General features: G+C 68.8%; 26 protein-coding genes and 1 pseudogene. 16 read left to right on the top strand and 11 right to left on the bottom strand.

Features of this window, described 5'->3' with window-relative positions; genetic code table 11:
• Position 1: 1 nt before the first annotated feature.
• A complete protein-coding gene (locus VNJ48_RS17740) occupies positions 2 to 1,162 on the bottom strand; it encodes a saccharopine dehydrogenase family protein (RefSeq protein ID WP_325604529.1) in 1,161 nt (386 codons plus the stop codon).
• Here VNJ48_RS17740 and VNJ48_RS17735 point away from each other — a divergent pair.
• From VNJ48_RS17735 to VNJ48_RS17720, 4 genes are all read left to right on the top strand, one after another.
• On the top strand, positions 1,161 to 3,110 hold the full coding sequence (locus tag VNJ48_RS17735) for a beta-propeller domain-containing protein (protein WP_325604527.1): 1,950 nt from the start codon (positions 1,161 to 1,163) through the stop codon (positions 3,108 to 3,110). The two genes, VNJ48_RS17740 and VNJ48_RS17735, sit on opposite strands and share 2 nt — an antisense overlap.
• 57 nt (positions 3,111 to 3,167) lie before the next feature.
• Positions 3,168 to 3,716: a DUF2231 domain-containing protein gene (locus tag VNJ48_RS17730; RefSeq protein ID WP_325604525.1), complete on the top strand. Its 549-nt coding sequence runs from the start codon at positions 3,168 to 3,170 to the stop codon at positions 3,714 to 3,716.
• Between the two features lie 76 nt (positions 3,717 to 3,792).
• Positions 3,793 to 4,062 carry a DUF2277 domain-containing protein gene (locus VNJ48_RS17725; protein ID WP_325604523.1) on the top strand — a complete coding sequence of 90 codons (270 nt, stop codon included), beginning with the start codon at positions 3,793 to 3,795 and terminating at the stop codon, positions 4,060 to 4,062.
• A complete protein-coding gene (locus tag VNJ48_RS17720; RefSeq protein WP_325604521.1) occupies positions 4,059 to 4,895 on the top strand; it encodes a Sir2 family NAD-dependent protein deacetylase in 837 nt (278 codons plus the stop codon). The genes VNJ48_RS17725 and VNJ48_RS17720 overlap by 4 nt, the downstream gene beginning before the upstream one ends.
• Here VNJ48_RS17720 and VNJ48_RS17715 read toward each other — a convergent pair.
• Positions 4,871 to 5,557: a metal-dependent transcriptional regulator gene (locus tag VNJ48_RS17715; RefSeq protein WP_325604519.1), complete on the bottom strand. Its 687-nt coding sequence runs from the start codon at positions 5,555 to 5,557 to the stop codon at positions 4,871 to 4,873. The genes VNJ48_RS17720 and VNJ48_RS17715 overlap by 25 nt on opposite strands.
• 83 nt (positions 5,558 to 5,640) lie before the next feature.
• Between VNJ48_RS17715 and VNJ48_RS17710 the strand changes: the two genes are divergently transcribed.
• Positions 5,641 to 6,423, top strand: coding sequence for a hypothetical protein (locus tag VNJ48_RS17710; protein ID WP_325604517.1), 783 nt, complete (start codon positions 5,641 to 5,643; stop codon positions 6,421 to 6,423).
• 48 nt (positions 6,424 to 6,471) lie between these two features.
• On the top strand, positions 6,472 to 8,085 hold the full coding sequence (locus VNJ48_RS17705) for an alpha-amylase family glycosyl hydrolase (protein ID WP_325604514.1): 1,614 nt from the start codon (positions 6,472 to 6,474) through the stop codon (positions 8,083 to 8,085).
• Between the two features lie 490 nt (positions 8,086 to 8,575).
• On the opposite strand, the gene VNJ48_RS17700 is transcribed toward VNJ48_RS17705, so the two are convergent.
• The 4 genes from VNJ48_RS17700 to pdxH are packed head-to-tail and all read right to left on the bottom strand — an operon-like array spanning position 8,576 to position 13,491.
• Positions 8,576 to 10,501 (bottom strand): ABC transporter ATP-binding protein, encoded by a 1,926-nt coding sequence (locus VNJ48_RS17700; RefSeq protein WP_325604512.1) that lies wholly within the window; start codon positions 10,499 to 10,501, stop codon positions 8,576 to 8,578.
• The gene (locus VNJ48_RS17695; RefSeq protein WP_325604510.1) at positions 10,498 to 12,231 is read right to left on the bottom strand and encodes an ABC transporter ATP-binding protein; all 1,734 of its coding nucleotides are present in this window, start codon (positions 12,229 to 12,231) and stop codon (positions 10,498 to 10,500) included. The genes VNJ48_RS17700 and VNJ48_RS17695 overlap by 4 nt, the downstream gene beginning before the upstream one ends.
• Positions 12,231 to 12,806, bottom strand: a complete 576-nt coding sequence (locus VNJ48_RS17690; RefSeq protein ID WP_325604508.1) for a TetR/AcrR family transcriptional regulator — start codon at positions 12,804 to 12,806, stop codon at positions 12,231 to 12,233. The genes VNJ48_RS17695 and VNJ48_RS17690 overlap by 1 nt, the downstream gene beginning before the upstream one ends.
• A gap of 40 nt (positions 12,807 to 12,846) precedes the next feature.
• A complete protein-coding gene (gene pdxH / locus VNJ48_RS17685) occupies positions 12,847 to 13,491 on the bottom strand; it encodes a pyridoxamine 5'-phosphate oxidase (RefSeq protein ID WP_325604506.1) in 645 nt (214 codons plus the stop codon).
• 75 nt (positions 13,492 to 13,566) lie between these two features.
• On the opposite strand from pdxH, the gene VNJ48_RS17680 reads away from it, so the two are divergent.
• On the top strand, positions 13,567 to 14,673 hold the full coding sequence (locus VNJ48_RS17680; RefSeq protein WP_325604504.1) for a citrate synthase 2: 1,107 nt from the start codon (positions 13,567 to 13,569) through the stop codon (positions 14,671 to 14,673).
• A 1-nt stretch (position 14,674) separates the two neighbouring features.
• On the opposite strand, the gene VNJ48_RS17675 is transcribed toward VNJ48_RS17680, so the two are convergent.
• Positions 14,675 to 15,265, bottom strand: a complete 591-nt coding sequence (locus tag VNJ48_RS17675; RefSeq protein ID WP_325604502.1) for a hypothetical protein — start codon at positions 15,263 to 15,265, stop codon at positions 14,675 to 14,677.
• A 52-nt stretch (positions 15,266 to 15,317) separates the two neighbouring features.
• Complete coding sequence (locus tag VNJ48_RS17670; RefSeq protein WP_325604501.1) at positions 15,318 to 15,839, bottom strand: GNAT family N-acetyltransferase; 522 nt, start codon at positions 15,837 to 15,839, stop codon at positions 15,318 to 15,320.
• A gap of 83 nt (positions 15,840 to 15,922) precedes the next feature.
• On the opposite strand from VNJ48_RS17670, the gene serC reads away from it, so the two are divergent.
• From serC to VNJ48_RS17630, 8 genes are all read left to right on the top strand, one after another.
• Entirely contained in the window at positions 15,923 to 17,044 is a 1,122-nt protein-coding gene (gene serC / locus VNJ48_RS17665) for a phosphoserine transaminase (protein WP_325604499.1), read from the top strand.
• Between the two features lie 93 nt (positions 17,045 to 17,137).
• Positions 17,138 to 18,187 (top strand): calcium-binding protein, encoded by a 1,050-nt coding sequence (locus VNJ48_RS17660; RefSeq protein ID WP_325604497.1) that lies wholly within the window; start codon positions 17,138 to 17,140, stop codon positions 18,185 to 18,187.
• Positions 18,188 to 18,218: 31 nt separating this feature from the next.
• The gene (locus VNJ48_RS17655) at positions 18,219 to 19,130 is read left to right on the top strand and encodes an alpha/beta hydrolase (RefSeq protein ID WP_325604495.1); all 912 of its coding nucleotides are present in this window, start codon (positions 18,219 to 18,221) and stop codon (positions 19,128 to 19,130) included.
• On the top strand, positions 19,127 to 19,543 hold the full coding sequence (locus VNJ48_RS17650) for an NUDIX domain-containing protein (protein WP_325604493.1): 417 nt from the start codon (positions 19,127 to 19,129) through the stop codon (positions 19,541 to 19,543). The genes VNJ48_RS17655 and VNJ48_RS17650 overlap by 4 nt, the downstream gene beginning before the upstream one ends.
• 89 nt (positions 19,544 to 19,632) lie before the next feature.
• On the top strand, positions 19,633 to 19,956 hold the full coding sequence (locus VNJ48_RS17645; protein WP_325604491.1) for a hypothetical protein: 324 nt from the start codon (positions 19,633 to 19,635) through the stop codon (positions 19,954 to 19,956).
• A gap of 500 nt (positions 19,957 to 20,456) precedes the next feature.
• The gene (locus VNJ48_RS17640; RefSeq protein WP_325604490.1) at positions 20,457 to 20,945 is read left to right on the top strand and encodes a lactococcin 972 family bacteriocin; all 489 of its coding nucleotides are present in this window, start codon (positions 20,457 to 20,459) and stop codon (positions 20,943 to 20,945) included.
• A gap of 176 nt (positions 20,946 to 21,121) precedes the next feature.
• Complete coding sequence (locus VNJ48_RS17635) at positions 21,122 to 21,625, top strand: hypothetical protein (protein ID WP_325604488.1); 504 nt, start codon at positions 21,122 to 21,124, stop codon at positions 21,623 to 21,625.
• Between the two features lie 227 nt (positions 21,626 to 21,852).
• Complete coding sequence (locus VNJ48_RS17630) at positions 21,853 to 22,341, top strand: hypothetical protein (RefSeq protein WP_325604486.1); 489 nt, start codon at positions 21,853 to 21,855, stop codon at positions 22,339 to 22,341.
• 13 nt (positions 22,342 to 22,354) lie between these two features.
• On the opposite strand, the gene VNJ48_RS17625 is transcribed toward VNJ48_RS17630, so the two are convergent.
• From VNJ48_RS17625 to VNJ48_RS22705, 3 genes are all read right to left on the bottom strand, one after another.
• The gene (locus VNJ48_RS17625; RefSeq protein WP_325604484.1) at positions 22,355 to 23,212 is read right to left on the bottom strand and encodes a GNAT family N-acetyltransferase; all 858 of its coding nucleotides are present in this window, start codon (positions 23,210 to 23,212) and stop codon (positions 22,355 to 22,357) included.
• Between the two features lie 63 nt (positions 23,213 to 23,275).
• Positions 23,276 to 23,665: a hypothetical protein gene (locus tag VNJ48_RS17620; protein ID WP_325604482.1), complete on the bottom strand. Its 390-nt coding sequence runs from the start codon at positions 23,663 to 23,665 to the stop codon at positions 23,276 to 23,278.
• On the bottom strand, positions 23,550 to 24,239 hold the full coding sequence (locus tag VNJ48_RS22705; protein WP_414689965.1) for a GNAT family N-acetyltransferase: 690 nt from the start codon (positions 24,237 to 24,239) through the stop codon (positions 23,550 to 23,552). The genes VNJ48_RS17620 and VNJ48_RS22705 overlap by 116 nt, the downstream gene beginning before the upstream one ends.
• A gap of 270 nt (positions 24,240 to 24,509) precedes the next feature.
• On the opposite strand from VNJ48_RS22705, the pseudogene VNJ48_RS17615 reads away from it, so the two are divergent.
• A pseudogene (locus tag VNJ48_RS17615) lies at positions 24,510 to 25,176 on the top strand (hypothetical protein); the annotation flags it as partial.

The following is a 25,176-nucleotide window of genomic DNA, read 5'->3' as shown; positions in this document are numbered from 1 at the left end:
GTCAGCCGTCCAGCGTCTCGAAGCGCAGGCCCCCGGCCTGGACGCGGGCGAGGAGGTTCTCGCCCATGGCCTGGGCGGTCGTGACCTGCCCGGCCGTCTGCGGGTTGTCGTCGAAGGCCAGGCAAAGCGCTGCCTCGGCGAGCATCATCGAGGTCTCCGTGTAGCCCGGGTCCCCACCGCTGACGCGGGTGCGCACGGTCCTGCCGCCGCCCTCACCGATGAAGTCGACGGTGAACCACGACTTGTCGCGCTTCGCCTCGTCCGGGCCGTCGCCTGCCGCGACCTTGCCGAGCAGGAAGTTGCGGACGGGCTTGACCTGCGACGCAGCAGCGAGCGTCGTGACCAGGGCGACGCCGCCTGCGGCGTACCGGAGGGTCTTCGTGCCGGCGTAGTGCGAGTAGCGGAACGTCGGGCCGTATGACGCCAGGGCGGCCCCGCTCCTCGCCACGATGATCGGGTCGATGGTCGGCAGCGGGAGCAGCCAGTAGCCCAGGACGGGGTCGCGGTGCGGCTTCCCCGAGACCGCGCGGGACGAGCGACCGTCAGCCGGCTTGCGCTCGGCGCGACGGCGGGCGGCGTAGGCGGTCTTCATCTGCCGGGCGCGGGAGAACTGGCCGAGCGCGGAGTGGATCGTGCCGCCCGAGGCCATCCCGCCGGAGCGGACGACTCCCCGCAGCGTGATCGGCACGTCGCGGGGCAGCTGGTCGACCGTGTAGAGCGCACCGAGGTCGTGCGGGACGGAGTCGAAACCGCAAGCGTGCACGAGGCGCGCGCCCGTGCGGACGCCGGTCTCGTGGTGCTGGAGATACATCTGGTCGACGAACTCCGGCTCGCCGGTGAGGTCGACGTAGTCGGTGCCGGCCTCGGCGCAGGCGCCGACCAGCGCGGCGCCGTACTGCAGGTAGGGGCCGACCGTCGTGATCACGACCCGGGTGCGCTTCGCGACGTCGGAGAGTGACGCGGGATCGCCGGCGTCCGCCTGGAGCAGCTCGAGGTCGGGCAGCCCGAGGTGATCGCGCACCGCCGCAAGCTTCTTCTGGTTGCGGCCGGCCAGCGCCCAGCGCAGACCGGGCGGCGCGTTCCGGGCGAGGTAGTCGGCGGTGAGCTGCCCGGTGAACCCGGTGGCGCCCAGCAGGACGATGTCGAAGTCGCGTTCAGCCATGCCCGCCATCCTCACAGGTCGGGAACCGCCCGGCGAGGGGCGGCGTCCCATGGAGGTGAGAATCCGCAGCGTCATCGTCTCCGCCACCACCGTGGCCCTCGCCGTCTCAGCAGGGGTGGGGGTGGGCTTCGCTCTCGGCCGCGACGACGGCAACCGATCTGCGACACCGCCGGGTCCATCGCCCAGCGCCTTCGAGCTGGCCAACGCGTCCCTGAGGCTCGCCGACGACTGCGACTCGCTTCTCGCGTCGTACGTCGACCGCGGACTCGACCTCGTCTCGGCCTACGGCTGGGGCGGCGGGGGGCCGATCGTCATGTTCTCCGAGGAGGGCGACGTCCTCAATGACGCGGCGGGCAGCGCCGAGCTCTCCACCTCCCGGGCCACTGCCCCCACCACGGTCCGCTCGACCAACAACGAGACCGGGACGAACGTGCAGGAGGTCGGCGTCGACGAGCCTGACGTCGTCAAGGTCGCGGGCAGCACGCTCTTCCGGATCCAGGACAACGTCCTGATCACCTACGACATCGCCGGCGACGAGCCCCAGCAGCTCTCGTCGCTCCAGCTGCCGGACATCAGGAACGGCGAGATCCTGGTGTCGGGAGACCGGGTCGTCGTCCTGGGCGACCTCGGCAACGAATACGAGCCCACCGGCGCCCGCATCGTGGTCCTGGACGTGAGCCAGCCCGGGACACCGGAGGTTGTCGAGCAGTTCGACTACACCGCCACCATCAGCGCCGCTCGACTGCACGGCGATGTGGTGCGCGTCGTCCTGGACAACGGACTGCCCGAGCTCGACTTCCAGCAGCCCTACGGCAAGCACACCGAGAAGGAGGCCGAGGAGCACAACAAGGACCAGGTGCGCCAGACGACCCTGGCCGACTGGTTGCCGACGAGCGACGGCGAGGTCACCGTCGACTGCGCCGATGTCGCGCTGCCGACGATGGACACCGACCTGGGCACCACCACCGTGGTCACCTTCGAGGCCTCAGTCGTCGAGCCGGTGAGCACGGCGGTGGCCACGCCGGCCGTCACGTCCTACTTCTCGCCCGACCGCTTCTACCTCGCTGCCGGCGCCTCACAGTCCGGCTGGTGGGGCGGCACCAGCCCGCTGATCGACTGCATCGACAACCGTTGCTTCACGAGTGGCTACGACGGCAGCACCGAGCTCTTCGCCTTCGCGCTCGACGGCACCGCCACGACGTACGTCGCCTCCGGCACCGTGGAGGGGCAGATCCGGGACCGCTGGTCCATGGACTACGCCGGCGGCGCGCTGCGGGTGGCGCTCGGCCCGACCAACGAGACCGGCAACTTCAACTCGGTCGTCACGATGCAGGAGAAGGACGCGACCCTCACCGAGGTCGGCCGCGTCGACAAGCTCGGCGTCAACGAGGAGATCAAGTCGGTGCGGTGGTTCGACACCCTGGCCATCGTGGTGACCTTCCGGCAGACCGATCCGCTCTACGCCATCGACCTCACCGACGCGACCGAGCCGCGACTGATGGGTGAGCTGAAGATCCCGGGGTTCAGCGAATACCTCCACCCGTTGGGAGAGATGCGGCTGATCGGGGTCGGGCAGGACGCCAGCAACACCGGCATGACCCGAGGAGCCCAGGCCGCCCTCTTCGACGTCACCGACCTGACGGAGCCTCGGCAGCTCGACGTCGTGAAGTACCCCAAGCACTCGACGGCCGGAGCCGGCCTCGACCCGCGGCAGTTCACCTGGCTGCCCGACCAGCGGACAGCCCTGACCGTCGTGTCCCAGGGCTGGCGTGGCCGCACCGGCTGGGTCTCGGTGCTCTCCCTCGATGGGGGCGCGTTGTCCAACCGCATGGTCGAGGTGGAGTACGGCGACGAGGTCGCGCAGGTCCGGCTCGTGCCGCTGGCGGACGGGCGGGTCGTGCTGGTCACCGGTGACGGCGTGTCGTTCTTCGACCTCGCCGGCGCCTGAGCAGAAACCCCCTTGAGGGTCTGTCCGGCGTGGCTCATCCGTGGTCGACTGCGAAGCATGTTGAAGTCTCGAGACAGAGTCAGCCTGCCCGAGTCCATCGCACGGCGCATCGAGGACGCAGAAGCCCTCGACGCGATCGCGGACAAGCTCAGGGCCAGCGCCCACGACAAGCTGGTCGATCCGCCCGCGGTCCACGCCTTCTTCAACGGCGACTGGCTCGGCCACCGCGTCCACCCGATCTCGGCCCAGGCGCCCATCGGCGCGTGGTCGATGGCCGTCCTGCTCGACCTCATCGGGTCGGAGAAGCACGCAGCGGCTGTCGACACCCTGCTCCTCACCGGCTGCCTGGCGGCGCTGCCGACAGCGATCGCCGGCGCCCACGACCTCGCCACGACGTCGGGACGGGAGACCCGGGTGGCCGTGGTCCACGCACTCGTGATGGACGTGACGCTGGGTCTGTTCACCGCGGCCTGGCTCAAGCGCCGCCGCGGCGACAAGAAGGCCGCCCGGCGACTCGCTGTGGGCGGCGCGGTCATGGCCGGCGCGGGTGCCTACCTCGGCGGTCACCTGGTCTACCGCCTCGGCGTGGGCGTCGGCGAGCCCTGAGTCCTGAGCAGTCCTGAGCAGTCCTGGGCAGCCCTGAGCACTCCCGGACCCGCGAGTCCCGGATTACGCTGGCGCCATGTGCCGCAACATCCGTCCCCTCAACAACTTCGAGCCGCCGGCGACGCCTGACGAGGTGACGGCTGCAGCCCTGCAGTACGTCCGCAAGGTCGCTGGCACCACCAAGCCGTCGCAGGCCAACGAGGCCGCCTTCAACCAGGCGGTGCGCGAGATCGCGCACATCACCCAACACCTCCTCGAGGACCTCGTGACCACGGCTCCGCCCAAGGACCGCGACGTCGAGGCCGCCAAGGCGCGAGCCCGCGCGGAGCTGCGCTACGGCACGTGACGGAGGTCCTCGACTTCCTGGCCGGACGCGACCTCGTCGTCCTCACCGGCGCCGGCGTCTCGACCGACTCGGGGATCCCCGACTACCGCGGTCCCGGTGCTCCTCGCAGTTCGGGGGGATCCCGGGGGGCTCGCCCCCCGGGCGTGATGACCTTCCAGGAGTTCCTCGCCGGGCCGGCAGCGCAGCAGCGCTACTGGGCACGCAGCCACCTCGGCTGGGCCCGGATGGGATCAGCCACGCCCAACGAGGGTCACCGGGCGCTGGCACGGCTGGACCCAGCTCTCCTCATCACCCAGAACGTCGACGGGCTCCACGAGGCGACCGGCTCGCGACGCATCGTCGCGCTCCACGGTCGGGTCGCCGACGTCGTGTGTCTCGCCTGTCGGCGTACGACCTCACGCGCGGCGTTGCAGACCCGGCTCGACGAGCTCAACAGCGACTGGATGTCCCGGCACGGGCAGGCAGCCATGCGCCCGGACGGTGACGTCGACCTGGACGCGACCGCGGACTTCGTCGTGGCTCATTGCGACTGCGGCGGCGTGCTCAAGCCTGACGTCGTGTTCTTCGGCGAGAACGTCCCGGCCGACCGGGTCGCGCGCTGCTACGAAGCCGTCGATGCCCTCGGCACCGACGGCGCGCTGCTGGTCGCCGGCTCCTCGCTCACGGTGATGAGCGGCCTGCGCTTCGTGAAGCGGGCGGCCAAGGCCGGCACTGCGGTGGTGATCGTCAACCGGGGCACGACCCGGGGCGACGAGCTGGCGACCTACAAGCTTGAGGTCGGGACCACCGAGTTCCTGGTCGACCTGGATCAGAGGCGGCGCACGAAGATGTGATCCGCGGCGTCCGCGAAGACCTCGGCGGTCTCGCCGCCCGACCCGATCAGGATGCCTTCGGCGGTCGCGGCCACGGTGATCGTCTTGTCCGGCAGGGCCCCGACGCGTCGCAGGGCGCTCATCAGCTCGGCGTCCTTCTGCATCTCCTCCGAGATGCGCCGGACGTGCACGCGCGACTCCTCCGGCCCGGCGACGGCCGACAACGGCTCCACGCCCTCCATGAATCCCTCGCCCAGCTCGACCTCGCCCAGCTCGTCGAGGCCAGGGATGGGATTGCCGTACGGCGACTCGGTGGGGTGTCCCAACAGCTCGACCAGGCGACGTTCGACCGTCTCGGACATCACGTGCTCCCAGCGGCAGGCCTCGGCGTGGACGAGCTCCCAGTCGAGGCCGATGACGTCGGTCAACAGCCTCTCCGCGAGCCGGTGCTTGCGCATGACGCGGGTGGCCAGGCGCAGCCCCTCGTCGGTCAGCTGGAGGTGGCGATCCCCCTCGACGGTCACGAGGCCGTCGCGCTCCATCCGCGCCACTGTCTGCGAGACCGTCGGTCCGCTCTGGTGCAGCCGTTCGGCGATCCGCGCTCGCAACGGGACGATGTCCTCCTCGACGAGCTCGTAGATCGTGCGGAGGTACATCTCGGTGGTGTCGATCAGGTCGCTCACGCGGCCATTCTTACCCATGGCCCGGGCGGCCTCGGCGTCCGCACACTGGCATGCGCTCTGCGGGTGCGGCACAGTGACGAAGCGTGACCCAGATCTCTGACCAGCTCCTCATACCCCGGCGCTTCTGCGGGCCCCCCGACTCGGCCAACGGCGGTTGGACCGCGGGGGCCCTGGCCACCCATCTGACGCACGCGTCTCCCGCCAACCGGGTCGACGGATGGCCGCCAGTGGAGGTCTCCCTGCGACAGCCACCGCCGCTCGACACCGCGCTGCAGGTTGTCGAGGACGAGGGCACCACGACCGCCGTGCTGGACGGAACCGCGGTCGCGACCGCTCGGCGGGTCGAGGTCGCGCTGACCGACGTCGACCCGGTGCCCGTCGACGAGGCGAGGGGCGCCGAGGCGGCGTACCCCGGACACAGGTTCCACCCCTTCCCCACGTGCTTCTCCTGCGGCACCGCCCGCGATGAGGGGGACGGGCTTCGCATCTTCCCCGGTCCAGTCAGCGGCGGGGTGGCGGCGACGTGGCGCCCGGACCCGAGCCTGTCCGAGGACTGGCACACCTACGTCGACGCGTCTGCCCGGGCCTCGGTGGCCGCCACCTGGGCCGCGCTCGACTGCGTCGGTGGCTGGGCAGGAGACCTCACCGAGCGCCTGATGGTGCTCGGACGGATGACGACCCGGATCACGACCCTGCCGGTGATCGGCGAGGAGCATGTCGTGGTCGGCGTGCGTCGCGGCGGCGAGGGCCGCAAGACGTTCACCGCAGCCAGTCTCTACGGCTCCGAGGGACAGCTCGTCGCGAGTGCGGAGCACGTCTGGATCGCGGTGGACCCCGCTGCCTTCGGCGGCGTCTCGCCCGGGTGAGGCTCCCGTCTTGACACCCCCCGGCCTCGTTGGGAAAGGATGCAGCGCATGGTCGATATGAACGTTCCAAACGCTGACGAGCACTGGTGGCGCGATGCGGTCATCTACCAGGTCTACGTCCGCTCCTTCGCCGACTCCGACGGCGACGGCGTGGGGGACCTGGCCGGCATCACCGCGCGGCTGCCGCATCTGCAGGCGCTCGGTGTCGACGCCCTGTGGATCACGCCCTTCTACACCTCCCCGCAGCACGACCACGGCTACGACGTGGCCGACTACTGCGACGTCGACCCGCTCTTCGGGGACCTGGCCGCCGCCGACGCGCTGGTCGCGCGCGCCCACGAGCTCGGGCTGCGGGTGATCGTCGACCTGGTGCCCAACCACTCGTCGTCGGAACACCCGTGGTTCAAGGCGGCTCTTGGCGCGGCACCGGGCTCGCCCGAGCGCGCACGCTTCCTTTTTCGCACCGGCCGCGACGGTGGCGCGTTGCCACCCAACAACTGGGCATCAGTCTTCGGTGGTCCTGCCTGGACCCGCGTGGGCGACACCGACCAGTGGTACCTCCACCTCTTCGACAGCACCCAGCCCGACTTCGACTGGCGCAACCCCGAGGTCGGCGACCTCTTCGAAGGGATCCTGCGCTTCTGGCTCGACCGTGGTGTGGACGGTTTTCGGGTGGACGTGGCGCACGGCCTCTTCAAGGAGGAGTCGCTGCGAGACCAGGCGCTGGAGGGGGGTTCCGCTCCCACCTCCGGCCAGGTCAACGCCGACCACTCGATGGTCAGCCGGGACCTCCAGGACGAGCCGATGTGGGACCAGCCCGAGGTGCACGACGTCTACCGGCGCTGGGCCAAGATCCTGGACGAGTACGGCGCCGACCGGATGGCCGTCGCCGAGGCCTGGACCCAGACGCCGTCGTCCATGGCTGCCTTTGTGCGACCGGACGAGCTCGACCAGGCCTTCAACTTCGCGTGGTTGCTCGCCGAATGGTCGGCAGCCGCGTTCGCAGACGTGATCACCGACACCTTGGCGGCTGTCCAACCCGTCGGGTCCGCGCCCACCTGGGTCCTGTCCAACCACGACGTCGTCCGCCACCCGACCCGATATGGCGGTGGGGCGGTCGGGCTCGCCCGCGCCCGCGCGGCGACCTTGGCGATGCTGGCGCTGCCCGGCGCCTCCTACATCTACCAGGGCGAGGAGCTCGGCCTGGAGCAGGCAGACGTTCCTGCCCCTGACCGGCAGGACCCGTCGTGGTTCCGCACCGGCGAGGTGGGTCGCGACGGCTGCCGGGTGCCCCTGCCCTGGGACGGCACCGAACCGCCGTACGCCTTCGGACCGGGCGCCGGACAGCCCTGGCTCCCCCAACCTCTCGACTGGGCGGAGCTCACCGCGGCGACCCAGGAGGGTCGGGCGGGCTCGACGCTCGAGTTCTATCGCGCCGCTCTGACCGCTCGCCGGTCGGTGCTGGCGGGGCTCGGAGCCGACGTGGAGATGCTGTCCCCGCCTGCCCTCGGCGACGGTGTCCTCGCCTTCGTCCGCGGTGACGTCACCGTCGTCCTCAACGCCGGCTCCACCTCCGTCCCGCTGCCTGCGGGCAAGGTCGTGATCGCGAGCGGACCGGTGTCGGGCGAGCTTCCCCCCGACACGGCCGTCTGGCTGCGCTGAGCCTGCCCGGCACGGAGCGCGGAGCAACTTCCTGACGAAGTCCTGCACTTCATGACCTTTGCAAAGGCCGGGAGGTGCAGGAGTCCCCGGTTAAGCGGGGACTCCTGCACGTCCGGATGACGCCCAGGAAATGCAGCGACCCGCAGGCCTGCCCCTCATGGGGGGCGATCCGGGGGATGACTCCCGGGGCCTGCGGGTCGGGTGACTGCGTTGGATTCGCCGGCAGTACGTCGACGATGTTGACGGCCGCCGTTGGACGGCCGGTCGGTTGCTGCCTAGCGGGCAGCCACCTCACTCATCCGAAAAGAACTCATTCTTCGGACCACCTCCTTTCCGTGTACGACAACCGTACGCCGCACATGGCGACCACTCAACGCATTTCTGCAGCGTCCTCCTGCCAGCGGTGGCACACCCACACTCGCCGCGCCAGGAATGTGGCTCACGCACCTCCCCGGAGCAGGCCGGCGCTCGGAGCAGGCCGGCCCCCGGATCAGGCCGTCGCCGCGGAGAACTGGGACCGGTAGAGCCGAGCGTAGGCACCCTCGGAACGGAGCAGGGACTCGTGGTCGCCCTGTTCGACGATGGCGCCGTCCTCCATCACCAGGATCAGGTCGGCGTCACGGATCGTCGAGAGCCGGTGAGCGATCACGAACGAGGTCCGGTCGGTGCGCAGCGCCGCCATGGCGTGCTGCAGCAACAGCTCGGTGCGGGTGTCCACCGACGAGGTGGCCTCGTCGAGGATCAACAGCTCCGGTGCAGCCAGGAAGGCCCGCGCGATGGTGATGAGCTGGCGTTCGCCGGCCGAGAGGTTCGCGCCCTCCTCGTCGATCACCGTGTCGTAGCCGGCCGGCAGCGAGTGCACGAAGCGGTCCACGAACGTCGCCCGGGCAGCCTGCTGGATCTCGTCCTCGCTGGCATCGGGTCGGCCGTAGGCGATGTTGTCGCGGATCGTGCCGGCGAACAGCCAGGTGTCCTGGAGGACCATCGCGATCTGTGAGCGCAGGGCCGCCCGGGGCATCGAGGCGATGTCGACGCCGTCCAGGGTGATCCGACCGCCGTCGAGCTCGTAGAACCGCTCCACCAGGTTGACCAGCGTCGTCTTCCCGGCACCGGTCGGTCCGACAATGGCGACGGTCTGCCCGGGGAGCGCGACGAGCGAGAGCCGGTCGATGAGCGGGCGGTCTGCGGCGTACGAGAAGGAGACGTCCTCGAAACGCACCTCGCCATGGCGCTGGTGGACTGGCGCTGGTGGCCCACCCGCATCGGGCGACTGCTGAGGTGCATCGAGCAGCTCGAAGACCCGCTCGGCCGAGGCAACGCCCGACTGGAGGAGGTTGATCATCGAGGCGACCTGGGTGAGGGGTTGGGTGAACTGGCGGGAGTACTGGATGAAGGCCTGCACGTCGCCGAGCGACATCGTGCCGCTGGCGACCCGGAGGCCGCCGAGGACGGCGATCACGACGTAGTTGAGGTTGCCGACGAACATCATGATCGGCATGATCAGCCCGCTCACGAACTGGGCACCGAAGGACGCCTTCCACAGAGCGTCGTTCTCCTCGGCGAAGACCCGCTCCGCCTCACCCTGACGGCCGTAGACCTTGACGAGCGCGTGCCCGGAGAAGGTCTCCTCGATGTGCGCGTTGAGCCGTCCGGTCTGCCGCCACTGCTGGACGAACAGTCCCTGCGAGCGCCTCATGACCAACGTCGTCACGATCATCGAGATCGGGACCGAGACCAGCGCGACGAGGGCCAGGACCGGCGAGATCCACAGCATCATCGACAGCACCGCGAAGACCGTCAGGACCGAGGTGAGCAGCTGGCTCAGTGTCTGCTGAAGGGTCTGGCTGACGTTGTCGATGTCGTTGGTGACCCGGCTGAGCAGCTCGCCGCGTGGTTGGCGGTCGAAGTAGCTCAGCGGCAGCGCGTTGACCTTGTCCTCGACGTCGTCGCGCATGCGGCGGACCGTCCCCTGGACGACGTCGTTGAGGAGGTAGCCCGCTACAAAGGCCAGCACGGCCGCACCCAGGTAGACCGCCAGCACGACCGTCAGCACCTGGCCGACAGCGTCGAAGTCCACGCCCTGCCCGGGCACGACGTCCGTCCCCGCGACCGTGCCGGGCGGCAGGTCGTCTCCGAGTGCGCCATAGAAGATGAGGTCCGTGGCACGCCCCAGGATCCAGGGGCCGACCGCGTTGGCGGCCACGCTGACGACGGTGAGCACGAGAACCGCGATCGTCTTGATGCGGTATGGCGCCATGCGCGCCGCCATCCGACGAAGTGACGGCCCGAAGGTGTTGGCCTTGCCGCCCACCATGCCGCCGCCCATCGGCCCGCGACCCGGGCCGGGGCCGGCGACGACGCGCTCGGTCTCCTTGAGGGTGTCCTGCTGGCCGTCCTGCTTGACCGTCGTGCTCATGCTGCTTCCTCGGCGGTGAGCTGCGACTCGACGATCTCGCGGTAGGTGTCGCAGGTGGCGAGGAGCTCGTCGTGCGTGCCGCGACCGACGACTGCGCCGTCGTCGAGGACGACGATCACGTCGGCGTCACGGATGGTGGACACACGCTGGGCGACCAGCACCACAGTGGCGTCCCGGGTGACGGGCACCAGCGCCGCGCGGAGCCGGGCGTCGGTGACCAGGTCGAGCGCCGAGAAGGAGTCGTCGAAGAGATAGATCTCCGGTCTCCGGATGACGGCCCTCGCGATGGCGATCCGTTGGCGCTGGCCGCCGGAGAAGTTGGTCCCGCCCTGGGCGACCGTCGACTGGAGTCCGTCGGGCAGTGCAGCCACGAAGTCCCGGGCCTGGGCGATGTCCAGGGCGTCCCACATCTGCTCCTCCGTGGCGCCCGGCAGGCCGTGCTGCAGGTTGGTGGCGATGGTGCCGCTGAACAGGAACGCCTTCTGCGGGACCAGCCCCAGGGTCGACCACAGCAGCTCGGGTGTCAGCGACCGGACGTCAACGCCGTTGACCAGCACGCGCCCACCGGTGACGTCGAAGAGTCGGGGGACGAGGTTGATCAGCGTCGACTTGCCGGCGCCGGTGGACCCGATGATCGCGACCGTCTGGCCGGGGCGCGCCTCGAGGTGGACTCCGCGCAGGACGGGCACGTCCGCGCCGGGGTAGGCGTAGGTCACGTCGTCGAGCACCAGCGTGCCCCGCTCAGCGACGGCCGTGACCGGACGGCTCGGCGGTACGACGCTCGACCGGGTGTCGAGCACCTCCATGATCCGGTCGGCGCAGACGGCCGACCTGGGGATCATGATCATCATGAAGGTCCCCATCATCACGCTCATCACGATCTGCATGAGGTAGGTGAGGTAGGCCGTCAGGGCACCGACCTGCATCTCGCCGGACTCGACGCGATGACCCCCGAACCACAGCACCCCCACCGACGCGACGTTGGCCACGAGCATCACGACCGGGAACATCGCTGCCATCCAGCGGCCGGCCCGGATCGAGACCTGGGTCAGGTCTGCGTTGGCCGCGCCGAACCGCTCCGCCTCGTGCTCCTCGCGGACGAAGGCACGCACGACGCGGATGCCGGTGATCTGCTCGCGCAGGAGCCGGTTGACCTCGTCGATCTTCTCCTGCATCACCCGGAAGCTGGGCACCATGCGCCTGACGATGACCGCGATCAGTCCACCGAGCACCGGGACCGTGACCACGATGAGCCAGGACAGTCCGACGTCCTCCCGGGTCGCCATCACGATCGCGCCGACCATCATGATCGGCGCCGAGACCATCATGGTGAAGCCCGTCAGGACCAGCATCTGCACCTGTTGCACGTCGTTGGTCTCGCGCGTGATCAGCGACGGAGCGCCGAAGTGCTGGACCTCCCGCGCCGAGAACGAGCCGACGCGCTCGAAGATCTCGGCGCGGACGTCGTGGCCGAAGCCCATCGCCGTACGCGCAGCGAACCACACGGCGACCACGGCGCTCAGGACCTGCACCAGCGAGATCGCGAGCATCAGTCCCCCGCGCTCGAGGATGAAGCGGGTGTCACCCACGACCACCCCCTCGTCGATGATCTCGGCGTTGAGGCTGGGGAGGTAGAGCATCGCGAGCGTGCCGATGAGCTGCAGCGCCACGATCGCGGCGATCGGCGCCTTGTAGGGAGTGAGCCTGGATCGGACCAGGCGGAGCAGCATCAGGAGTCCTTGGCGCGCAGGCCGTCGAGGACGGTGCTGACGATCTCGTCGGTCGTCAGGGTGCGGCCCTCGGAGATGTGCGGATGGCTGCCGGAGAAGGTGAGGAGTCGCGTGATGCGGACGAGCTCCTCGACGGGCACGGCCAGCTCATCGGCGTACGGCGCAAGCAGGTCGGCCATGATCCGGGCGGCCAGCTCGCGGTGGTTCGCCAGGTGCTGGCGCGCCGGCGGCGGACCGGACATGCCGACCGCCGTCATCAGCTCGAAGATGCCGCGAAAGCGGTCCTGGAGGGCCTTCACCAGCGCGGAGACGAGGTCCCGCAACGGCTGGTCGGGGTCGATCCCGCGCAGGTCGGCGAGGAAGGGCTCGGGGTCGAAGGCGTGCTCGAGGGTCGCCGCGACCAGCTCCTCCTTGGACTCGAAGACCCGGAAGATCGTGCCCTCTGCCACGCCGGCTGCTTCGGCGATCTGCTTGGTGGTCACGGCGCGGCCGTGCTCGAGCAGCAACGGCAGGGTCGCGGTGACGAGAGCCGTGCGTCGGTCGTCCGGGCACATGGGCGTTGCGCGGGGAGTCACCAGGACACCCTACCTGAGTGAGCGCTCACTCACCAAAGGTTCAGGGGGCCAGCCGTTGGATCTCCCAGCCAGGCTCGGAGCGCACGTACATCAACCGGTCATGCATCCGGCTGGGCCGTCCCTGCCAGAACTCGACCTTGTCCGGCACGATCCGATAGCCACCCCAGTGGTCGGGCACGGGCACGGGCTGGTCCGCGAACCTCTCCTCCACCGCGTCGTAGGCCGCAGTCAGCTCTGCCCTCGACGCCACCGGCTGCGACTGCGCGCTTGCCCAGGCACCGAGCTGGGCGCCGCGGGGGCGGGAGCGGTGATAGGCCTCGACGGTCTCCCGGTCCAAGATCTGCGCGGTCCCCTCGACCCGGACCTGTCGCTCCAGCGGGTGCCACGGGAACAGCAAGGAGCAGCTCGGGTTGGCCGCCAGCTCGCGGGCCTTGCGCGACGTGTGGTTGGTGAAGAGGACGAACCCCCACGCGTCGAGGCCCTTCAGCAGCACGATCCGCGACGAGGGACGATGATCGGGACCGACGGTGCTGAGCACCATGGCGTTCGGCTCGTGCATGCCGGCCGCGACTGCCTCACCGAGCCAGCGCCGGAACATCGCCACGGGGTCGGGGTCGAGGTCGTCGACGTCGAGCCCTCCGTCGGCGTACTCCTGCCGCAGTGCTGCCAGGTCCACCTGATCCATACAGGCACCTTAGGATGATCTGGCTGCGCCGACATCTCGACGCGAGCACGTCGAAGGCTTAGGAGCGTCTCCCGCATGGCTGAGGTACACCACGGACTCGAGGGAGTCGTTGCGTTCGAGAGCGAGATCGCCGAGCCGGACAAGGAAGGCTCCGCGCTGCGCTACCGCGGCGTCGACATCGAGGACATCGTCGGCCGCGTCCCGTTCGAGAACGTCTGGGGCCTGCTCATCGACGGCGCCTACACCCCCGGCCTGCCGCCCGCGGAGCCGTACACCCTCGCGGTCCACACCGGCGACGTCCGCGTGGACGTCCAGGCCGCCGTGGCCATGCTGGCCCCGGCCTTCGGCTTCGGCCAGACCTATGACATCAGCGACGAGCAGGCGCGCGACGACCTGGCCCGCGTCGCGGTCATGGTCCTGTCGTACGCCGCACAGTCGGCCCGCGGCCTGCTGCAGCCCGTCGTCCCGCAGCGGCTCGTCGACCAGGGCACCACGCTGGCCGAGAAGTTCCTGATCCGCTGGAAGGGCGAGGCCGACCCCGACCACGTCAAGGCCATCGATGCCTACTGGAGCTCGGCTGCCGAGCACGGCATGAACGCTTCGACCTTCACCGCCCGCGTCATCACCTCCACCGGCGCCGACGTCGCCGCTGCCTTCTCCGGTGCCATCGGAGCCATGAGCGGTCCGCTGCACGGCGGGGCTCCCGCTCGGGTCCTGACCATGATCGAAGAGGTCGAGAAGCGCGACGGCGACGCTTCGGGGTACGTCAAGGAGCTCCTCGACTCCGGCGAGCGCCTGATGGGCTTCGGGCACCGCGTCTATCGCGCCGAGGACCCCCGCGCCCGCGTGCTCCGTCGGACCGCCCGTGAGCTCAACGCACCCCGCTACGAGGTCGCCGAGAAGCTGGAGCAGGCCGCCCTGGCAGAGCTGCGCGAGCGTCGTCCCGACCGCGTGCTCGAGACCAACGTCGAGTTCTGGGCCGCCATCGTGCTGGACTTCGCCGAGGTCCCGGCCAACATGTTCACCGCGATGTTCACCTGCGCGCGCACCGGCGGCTGGTCGGCACACATCCTCGAGCAGAAGCGGACCGGTCGCCTGATCCGGCCCTCGGCGATCTACACCGGCCCGTCGGCCCGGCCTGCCAGCGACGTCGACGGCTGGAGCGAGGACTGGGCGAAGTAGTTCAGCCGACGGGCACTGCGGGGTCTGCGGCTGCCATCTCGACGTACCAGCTCGTGAGCCCCTTGGCCCCGTCCTTGCTCAACGAGATGTGCATGTGGTCGCGATGCCTGGCCGTGGCCGAGCAGGTCTTGCGCGAGCGGCAGCTCGAGCTCAGGTAGTTCTTCGGCTCGAAGCCCTCCCAGGCGGCATACATCTTGTCGTTCCAGATGATGTACATGATGCCCATCCGCCGAGCGAGGGCGTCGGTGTCGCCGAATTCGTCGTCGGCGAAAGCCTCGATGATGAAGGCGTCCGCGACGGCGCGGTCGTCCAGGTCACGCGCGTCCAGCGTCCAGTCGAAGGCGCGGCCGTCCTTGTGCTCCGAGGCGCCCCCGCTGCTGCACGAGCGCAGCGTGCCGCCGTACGCCCCGCCACGCGTTGCGAGCCACTGACCGAGCGCGACAGTGCCGGGCTTGTCGGTGCGGACGCAGGTCTTCTGAGGCTGGTAGGTCGCGTAGGAGTCGACGGGCAGCACGTACTTCGCCGCCGTCGGCGCCCCGATGAGGCAGGCCAGCAGCACAGCTGCCCACAGCACCACGAGTCCCTTGCGCACGGCAGGACACTAGAGGTGCTCGTGGGGCCGCGGGGGCAAAAGTGAAGATTTTCTATCCCGCATACGGCGTGTCGGCTGGACACGCCTTGGCGAAGCATCGGTTGTACGGCGAGTCGCGGTAGTGCCCGAAGCCGTCGACGACCTCATAGTCGGCCGACTCGTAGAGCGCGATCGCCTCGGGTTGCATGGTGCCGGTCTCCAGGATGACGGCCCCGGCGCCGTTGGCGAACGCGGTCGCCTCGAGGTGCGCCAGCATCCGACGGGCGACGCCGAGACCACGGGCCGACGGCACGACATACATGCGCTTCACCTCGGCCGTCGCCGTGGTGCCGACCACCTCGACGTCGTCGCGGCGGCGCCAGGCCCCGGAGACGACCGGCTCGCCGTCGAGGTAGCCGACGAAGAACGCGCCCCGGGGCTCGAGGAACTCGGTGTGGTCAATCGGCGACTCGTCGCGACTGCCGTAGCGGGCGACGTATTCCTGCTGCACGGCCTCGACCAGCAGCTGGGCGTCCGGGTGGCAGATCGGGACCTGCCGGAGGTCGAGCACTCCTGAGACGGCCTCACTGGTCATGCCGACATCGTATGAGAGGCTGGCACGGCTGACAGCGTCGTCAGGTCCTCCCTCCCCCAGCACGTCCCGGAAGGTGTCAGAAGATGACCGACGCAATCACGATCCCCGCCGAGTTCCTCCCGGCAGACGGCCGCTTCGGTGCCGGCCCCTCCAAGATCCAGACCAGCCACCTCGAGGCGCTGGCCGCGACCGGCTCGGAGCTGATGGGCACCTCGCACCGCCAGGCACCGGTGAAGAACACGGTCGGCCGTGTGCGTGAGGGACTGGATGCGCTGTTCGACCTGCCGGAGGGCTACGAGGTCGTGCTCGGCAACGGCGGCGCCACCGCCTTCTGGGACATCGCCACCTTCGGCCTGATCCGGGAGAAGAGCCAGCACCTGAGCTTCGGGGAGTTCTCGTCGAAGTTCGCCAAGGCGGCTGCCGACGCCCCCTGGCTGGCGGACCCGAGCGTCATCAAGAGCGAGCCCGGCTCGCGACCGGAGCCGGTCGCCGAGGACGGCATCGACGCCTACGCCTGGGCGCACAACGAGACCTCCACCGCAGTGATGGCGCCGGTCCTCCGCCCGGCGGGTGCGGCCGACGACGCTCTGGTGCTGGTCGACGCGACCTCCGGTGCGGGCGGCCTGCCCGTGGACCTCAACGAGGTCGACACCTACTACTTCGCGCCGCAGAAGTGCTTCGCCTCCGACGGTGGCCTCTGGATCGCCCTCATGTCGCCCAAGGCGCTGGCGCGAGCCGAGGAGATCGCCGGCACCGAGCGCCACATCCCGGCCTTCTTCGACCTGCCGACGGCCATCGACAACTCGGCCAAGAACCAGACCTACAACACCCCCTCGGTCGCGACCCTCTTCCTGATGGCCGAGCAGCTCGACTGGATGAACGCCCAGGGCGGTCTCGCCGGCATGGTCGAGCGCACCACCGCCTCGAGCGACGCCCTCTACGGCTGGGCCGAGAAGACCGACTACACGACGCCGTACGTCGAAGACCCGACCCACCGCTCCCTGGTGATCGGCACGATCGACTTCGACGACGCGATCGACGCCGCCGCGATCGCGAAGGTGCTCCGCGCCAACGGGATCGTCGACACCGAGCCCTACCGCAAGCTGGGTCGCAACCAGCTGCGGGTCGCGATGTACCCCGCGGTCGACCCCTCGGACGTCGAAAAGCTCACGGGCGCGATCGACTACGTCGTCGGTCAACTCTGAGGGACGCAGGACAACCAAACCCCGGGCGGCGGCGTCGAAGGACTGGGCATCGACCTCGTCGGTTCCGTCACCCAGCCAACCAGAGGGAACCGCGTGTCCTACCGCTCCGCACTCGCCACGACCACGCTGCTGACCGCGGCGCTGCTGACCCCGGCCCCCGCCTCAGCCGTCGGGGAGACCTGCCAGGGGCGACCGGCGACCATCGTCGGCACCGGCGCCGAGGTCCGCGGCACTTCCGGTGACGACGTCGTCGTCACGGGTGCGTCCCGGAAGGCTGACGCCGGCGCTGGCGACGACCTGATCTGTGTGACGGCGACCGACCAGGACCGGCGGATCTACGTCAGCGCCGGTCCCGGCAACGACTCCGTCGATGCCTCCGCGACGACCGCCTACTCCACCACCACTGACCTGGGCGACGGACTGGACCGCTATGTCGGCGGAGTAGGCGGCGGCTTCCTCTACGTGCAGGCCAACGGCGCCGACGACCACGTGCAGGACACCTTCGTGACCACGCTCTCGATCACGGAACCCCCCACGGGTTCCGTGGGCTCCTACACCGGGGGGTACCTCGTCGTGGTCAGCGCGACCCTTGGAATTGACGTCGACCTCGACGGCCAACTTGTCGTCGGCGGAACAGCCGCGGCTGTCATGGGGGGCTACACCGACGCCGACGTGTTCGCCCCCGAGGTGGTGCTGCGTGGGAACGCCCACCGCAACTCGCTGGGGGCGAGGGGATGCGACGTCCGGATCTACGGCGAAGGCGGCCACGACTACCTGCAATCCCGTGCCCAAGGCGGCGACGGAGAGCCCACGTTCGACTGCAACAGCGCGACCCAGTTGCTCGGTGGCGCTGGTAACGACGAGCTTTACGGCTGGCATGGAAAGGATCGCCTCGTGGGCAATGCCGGCCGGGATCGCCTCGTGGGCGGCGACGAGTCAGACGTGCTTCTCGGCGGCAGCGGCGACGACATCCTCGAGGGCGAGAGCGGCCGGGACGTCCTGCGAGGCAATGGCGGGAGCGACTACCTGACAGGTGGCAAGGGCCGCGACGCTCTGCGGGGTGACGCCGGGCGGGACATGGCCAGCGGTGACAAGGGACGCGACCGGTGCGTCGCCGAGACCGAGCGCCACTGCGAGTCCTGAGCGTGGGCCCACCCCTGCCACCATGAGCGCCATGGACGTACCCACAGTCAATCTCCCCGACGGCCGAGTGGTCGCCTACCTCGACGGCGGTGACCCTGACGGCTACCCGGTGATCGGTCTTCACGGGACCCCCGGCTGCCGGCTCACCCGCTTGCCCGATGACACGGTGTACGCCCGTGCCGGCGTCCGCTACATCACGACTGACCGGGCGGGCTACGGACAGTCCTCGCGGCACCACGGACGCTGCGTGGCTGACGAGGCAGCGGACGTCCGGGCCGTGGCCGACGCGCTGGGCCTCGACCGGTTCTCGGTCGTCGGGGGGTCCGGCGGCGGACCGCACGCGCTGGCGTGCGCGGCGCTGCTGGGCGACCGGGTGGAGCGCGTGGCCTGCCAGTCCAGTCTCGCCCCGCTCGGCGAGGGCGGGATGTCTCGGGACGAGTACCTCCACCAGATGGCGCCGGACATGGCTCTGGCCCTGGACTGGGTCGACGCCGGCGAGGCCTTCCTCGAGGAGCAGATCCAGTCTGGATACACGACGATGGTGGAGCAGCTCGACTCGGATCCAGCGTCGTTCATGGGCGACGGCATGAGCGAGGGTGACCAGGAGGTCCTGGCCCGGCCGGAGGTCGTGGCCGTCTTCCGCCGCATCATGGCCGAGCAGGCTGCCCATGGCGTCGGCGGCTCGGTGGACGACACCCTGGCGTTCGCGCGGCCGTGGGGCTTCGACCTCGGCACCATCACGGTCCCCGTGCTGCTGACCTACGGGCTGCAGGACTTCTCGTGTCCGCCCGACCACGGTCATTGGTTGGCCCGGCACCTACCGACAGCCACGGTCGTCGTGGACGAGTCCGGCGGGCACCTGCCACAGGACATGGACGTGGAGATCGCGACCACGTACGGCTGGTTGCGGACCGGTCAGCTGCCCACGCCGGTGGCACCGTGACAGCGATCGTCGAGAAGCAGGGACCACGGGCGGTGGCCGTGGTGCGTCGTGACCATGAGGTGCTGATCATTAAGCGCTACTACGACGGCAACGACTACGCCGTCCTCCCCGGGGGCAGTGTCGAACCTGGCGAGACCTTCGAGGCGGCGGCGCTTCGAGAGCTGTGGGAAGAGAGCACGCTGAGTGCCCGAGTTGAACGAGAACTCCTGTCGGGGCACCACAACGGGCGCGAGGCGCGCTACTTCCTCATGACCGACGTCGTAGGCACCCCCCGGCTCTCAGGTCCGGAGCTGGAAGCCAACGGACCGGACAACAGCTTCGAGCTGATGTGGTCAGGGCCAGCTGACTTCGCGCCTCTTGGCCTTCACCCAGCGCACTTGCAGACCGACCTGCCCCGCCTCCTCGACCTGTAGCGCCGGGCTCTGGTCGGGTGCAGACGGCTCAAGGCACAGACCCGGCCCCGGACCCGGAGGTGACCGCAGGCGACGCCGAGGTGAGGATCGTGGAGGAGAGGCACGCGGACCTGGTGCTCTACGTCAGCAACCAGTCCTTTGATGACGAAGAGGTCCATCTGACGGTCGCGGTGGACGGACGGGCCGTCGTCGACGGCAACTTCCACGTCGAGGACCAGCACAACTGGGTCAAGTTCCCTCTCGAGATGTCCTCGGGCGCGCACAAGGTCACGGCGGAGGTCGACACAGGAGCGGCGTTGAGCGAGACATTCCGGGCGCTGGCGACGCGACACGCTTCGCGGTCATCGACTACTGGGCAAAGGACGATCAATGATCCGCGGGAGTTCTCGTGGTCGTCCCAGCGGGAGCCATAACTTTCGGGTGATCTCCTTCGGGGCGCGGCACGCGAAACGGGGAACCAGCCCGTGGTCTACACGGACCAGTCGGGAATGTGTATGCCGAAGGAGCGCGGCAACCGGACGTCGTCCGGTACCAAGTTCTGCTGGTATCCGCGTTGCAGACCACTTGGGGCGACGAGGAACGAACATTCCCGGCCCGTGTGACACACCCGCGGGCCCGCATTACCTCAACGGGATCGCGACAGTCCCCGACGCAGACGAAACCGCCTTTGTAGGGACCAGGGCAGCGGCCTGTGGCAGCGAGAATAGCCCGCAACGCATTGCATGCATTCTCAGTCGCCGGCGGGTTTGTCAAATTGCCGGTCGGTCGGGCACGAGAATTCCCGGCGGGGTGGGATCCTGGCAGGAATTGTTCTAGCTGAGCGCGCGGCTCGAATGGGGCGCCAACTTACCGCAGGCACGTCACTGCTGCGCTGCGCGCTCCACATATCCGCATTCAGAGAAAGACGAAACAAGTGCAGAAATCAAGCATCATCGTTACTTGCGCAATCGCAGCTGCCGGCGTTCTGATGACAGCATCACCCGTGGCGGCGTCTCCGGCCGCAGAAAACACCGCGGAGGCCTTCTCGGCTAAGGTTGCGAAGTCAAACAAGGACTCGGGGATCACGATCATCGCTCAGGGCGAGACCGCTGACGGCGGTTGGGTTGCCTTCACGGGGCTGGGCAGGGCCGTCATCGATGGCAGCGACAGCGTCCAGGCTCCGGGAGCCAGCGCCCGCGCGGTGGTTTCGGCTGGTGGGGGCACCTGGGCGTACGGCTCCACCCGCACCCTGAGTGGACAGAAGGTCTGCTACTCGCAGTACGACCACGCCGACGTCGATCACGGGTCGTCGGTCAAGATGGATGGCGAAACCGACAGTTCCTACGTGGGGGCAGGGTACGTGTCCAACGCCAGGGTCGACAGGTACACCACCCAGACCTGTTACGCGTACTGGAGGAAGTAGCACCTCTTGAGTGCGGGGGGCCGAGACGGGCCCCCGCACTCGTTGCTCGCATGGAAGGGACTGGAACTGCTGTGTCGCGAATCAGCCGCCAAGAGATTTCTCGAATGATCCTCGGAGGTTCTTTCGGTATCTTGACGTCTTTGGTAAACCATGGCTTTGGGCCATGGTCGGAACACATGTCGAAACTGCTGGGCAACGGATGGGCATGGCTCGCGGTCGGACTGCTCGCTGGCCTCGCAGCGAATAGCTGGAGGGCAGCAGCGCGCCTGGAAATTTGCTTCCTACTTCCCGCTGTCTGGTGCTACTACGTGACCGACCTCCGCGCTGGCACATACGCCGCTCTCGGGGGTTCAGTCGACGTGCTGGGTCTGATCGTCGATCTGATCTCCTATTCCGTGATAGGTGTGCTCGCTGCGCTCGGGCTCGGGTATTTGAGCTCCAGGATGAAGCGAGGAGGCGCAGTAGGGTTGCTTGCCGGGCTCGCTCTGCCCACCTACATCATTTACACGACCTGGCGTGTCCGCAGAGTCGCAACCCAAGACCCCGTCATTCAGGAGACAGCAGGGTGGGTGATGATCGCCGCCATATTGAGCATCGTCGCTTACGTTGCCTGGTCGGCCGCAACATTCAGACCAGCGCCCGTTCCACTGGCGCCAGCCGAGTCGCCGGAATCAGCCTGACCATCGGGGAAAGTGCCACTCGACCTTCTTGACTACGGCCAAAGGATCGTCGAGGAGAGCGACGTCCTGTGCGATCTGCGCCTTCGCATAGCTGCGATCTCTCCCGGGATCGGCCTTCACCTCGATCGACAGCCCGGTGGTGGGGTCCAAGCATCGGGGTATGGGAAGCCGCTCGCTCCGCCATGTGAGGCTGCCGAGGCCTGCCCCAGTGGAAAGCACGAGCGTCCGTGGCGTCGCATGTGACACGCTCCGAGGTCTTCGACTACGGCACCGAGCCGTTCATGCGGCTGCTAGTGGAGTTCCGGGGCCGGGTGGTCGAAGAGGCTGCTGCATCCGGCACCGACCTGGTGCTGACCTACGTGTGGGGACTCGAGCTTGAAGAGGACGCCCGCTGGGTCGACGACTACGTCCGTCCCCACGTCGAGCTCGGGGCCGCGGTGTCGTTCGTCGAGCTGTACGCCGACCTCGACACGCGTCTGGAAAGGAATCGGACCGAGCACCGACTCGCCGAGAAGCGCTCCAAGCGCGACGTGGACTGGTCCGACGGCAACGTGCGCTCGTTGGAGCGATACGTCATGAACACGGGGCGCGGCGACGATGTGGCCCCGACCCCGGGGGAACGCATGCTCGCAGAGCATCGACACCTTCGGCTGGACAACTCCGCTCTGTCGGCCGACGAGACCGCTGAGCAGATCCTGGCCTGGCTCGACCGCTGACGGATCACGCCAGTCAGGCTGGCCGTCGCAGGTCACCCACCTGGGGCTTCTCCTCATAGCCGGCCGCCCGATAGGTAGCCACGGCACCCACATTGCTGCTCGGGGTGCTGACGAACGCGTGCGACGACCCCATCTCCTTGAGGGCAACGGCGGCGGCGAGGCAGATCGCCCGACCGTGACCGCGGCCCTGGTGGTCGCGATGCACACCCATGGGCTCTAGCTCGCCGGGCCCGCCGGACCGGCCCGCCCACACAGTGACCATCGCGACCGCGTTGTCCTGGTCGTCGTACCCAACCAAGGACCGGGCCTGGGAGTACGCGGGTCCCTGCGTCAGGGCAAGCCATCGCTCGGCGGTGAAGGTGCTGCGGTCGAATGCCGAATGGTGCACGGCGAGGCGGTCACCGATCCGGGCGGGGTCGACGTCCTCGACGCGCAGGCGGGGCTCAGGCACCTCCTGCGACAGATCGCGCACGAGCGGGGTCCACGGCTCGTCGTACTCCCACCCTCGAGCCAGCAACACGTCGTGCAGCGGGCCCCCGAACCGGGCCTCGAGCGCGACCTCGCCTGACGGCAGCACGCGTCCGTCGTCCGCAACGAGATCCGACACGAGGGCGCGGATGAAGTTCTCGTCATGCCGGCACTCAGGGGCGACCGTGAGGCGCAGAAGGTCGGGCTCGTCGAGGAGACCTACCGCAGCCAGGCGGTCATCGACCCACCACACTCGAAGGTCGGCGGCGAGCGCGGGCGCGCCGAACTGCTGGTTCCAGCCCAGGTCGCCCACGTGCAGCGGAGCCAGGTCCGGATCGAAGTCCCACGTGCGCATCTCCTCGATGATCGCGGCCAACGACTCCTCGCCCGGGGTGACCAACATGGCCCCATTCCTACCTACGACTGCCACTTGCGACAAGCGAGTATTCGCGGGTGCCGGTCGGCCCTATTGGTTCCCAGTGCAGGGCTGTATCGCTGCGCCGGAAGGATCGACCACCGACTTCTCGCCAAGCGGCTCCACAAGGCCGTACGTCAACTCTGAGGGGAACGCATCTTGTAGGTGCACGCCGCCTTCGGCCTCCTCCCAATAGCCGACCACCACGCGACCCTCTTCCTCGGCGACCGAGAACGTTGCCTGGAGCGTGGCTCGTCCGTGGACTGCAGCAATTGCCAGGGTCCTTCCGTCGTGCGAGTAGCAGTCCACCGGAATCCCCCTGCCCTCACGAGCGGAGAGGAACCACCCCAGGGACGACACCGCCAGGGCCATGACCAGTAGGGCGATCACGATTGAGCTGCCCACCCGACGGGCCGGCCTGCGTTCTACGGTCATGGCCATGGGACGAATTGTCCGTCCACCCAGTTCCGGTTGGCCGTCGGGGAGCCGCCGAGTCCTCATCGGTCGCCAGGTAGTAGCTCACGAGCGGGACACCGGTGAACCCGACTGCTTCGTAGAGAGCCCGCGCGGGAGCGTGCCCCGGGTCGCCACCAGTCCCGACGTTGATGAGGGTCAGCCCCTGGTCGCGGAGCCGCTGGATGGCGAACTCCATGAGGCCCCGCCCGTGACCTCGTCGTTGGTGCCGAGGGTGCACAGCGATCATCTCGATGACCCCGAGTGATTCCTCCTGGTCCTGCATCAGGACCAAGAAGCCGACGACGTCGCCGCTGGTTGTGGCCATGACGAAGGTTTCGGCGCCGGTGGCCAGACAGTTCGTCCGGACGCTCTCGGCTTGAGCTGTGCGCCAGTGCGGTCGGTAGACCTTGTCGAAGATCGTGGCTCCGAGGATCTGCTCGAACGAGGTGAAGACCGGCTCCCATGCGAGGAGAGACAGGTCCACCACTGCGTCCAGATCTGCAGGGTCCAGGCGGCGTATCTGAGGCCTTGATTCAGTGGTACGGGATTGCGTGGGCATGCGACTGCTCCGTTTCATGACGACGAAGCCGATACGTGTGTCACGTGTCGGCGAAGGACGATGAAAGCGGCGGAGCAGATGTTGCAGATGCCCGCCGCTCAGGAGCGGCGAGTACGTCCAGCAACAGCGCAGCAGATGAAGGCCATGCGGCGACGCTAGCGCGTCTGCGGGCTTCCTGCTCGCGAAAAAGATTCGAGACTTCTTCCCCAATCGCCGTGATGGGGCCCCTTTCGGGCCTTCAGTGTCGGTGGTCCCTGCTTGGCTTGTCTCATGCAAGCGACCGCCACCACCGCCACTTTGCCGGACACCCCGGCCGAGGTGCTGGCTGCGTTGCGGACCGAACAGGATGCCCGCCGCGCCTCCGACGTCAGGTCGATGCAGCTCGCAGCGCACTGGGTGGCACTGCACCCGGCCGCGGATTCAGAGGACCCTGCCGGGTGCTTCCAATCCCCGAAGACCCTCGCCGGGGAGGGCTCCCCGGCCATTGATGAGTTCTGCATCCCTGAGGTCGCGACCAAGCTCGGGATGACGTGCGATTCGGTGGGGTCGTACCTCACCGATGTCATTGAGCTTCGCTACCGGCTGCCGCAGTTGTGGGCGGGGGTCCTGATGGGTGACGTGATGCCGTGGCGGGCGCGGGTGATCGCGCAGACCACCGTCGATCTGTCCCCAGAAGCAGCGGCGTTCGTGGACCAGCAGACCGCGTGGTGCGCCAACCGCGTCACCCCCTCCCAGCTCATGCGGCTGGTGGCTCATGCCCGGGCCAGGTTCATGCCCGAACTGCTGGCAGCAGAGGTCGAAGCCGCCGCCGACAAGCGGCACGTCACCTTCGTCTGTGACCAGGTGTCCTTCGACGGCACCATGCACCTCGAGGCCGACCTCGACGTCCCCGACGCCCTCGGCCTCGCTGAAGCCGTGTCCGCCGGCGCCGCGCGGC

It is taken from the genome of Nocardioides sp., from assembly GCF_035576065.1.
GTDB lineage: Bacteria > Actinomycetota > Actinomycetes > Propionibacteriales > Nocardioidaceae > Nocardioides.
This window is presented reverse-complemented; position numbering and strand designations above follow the sequence as displayed.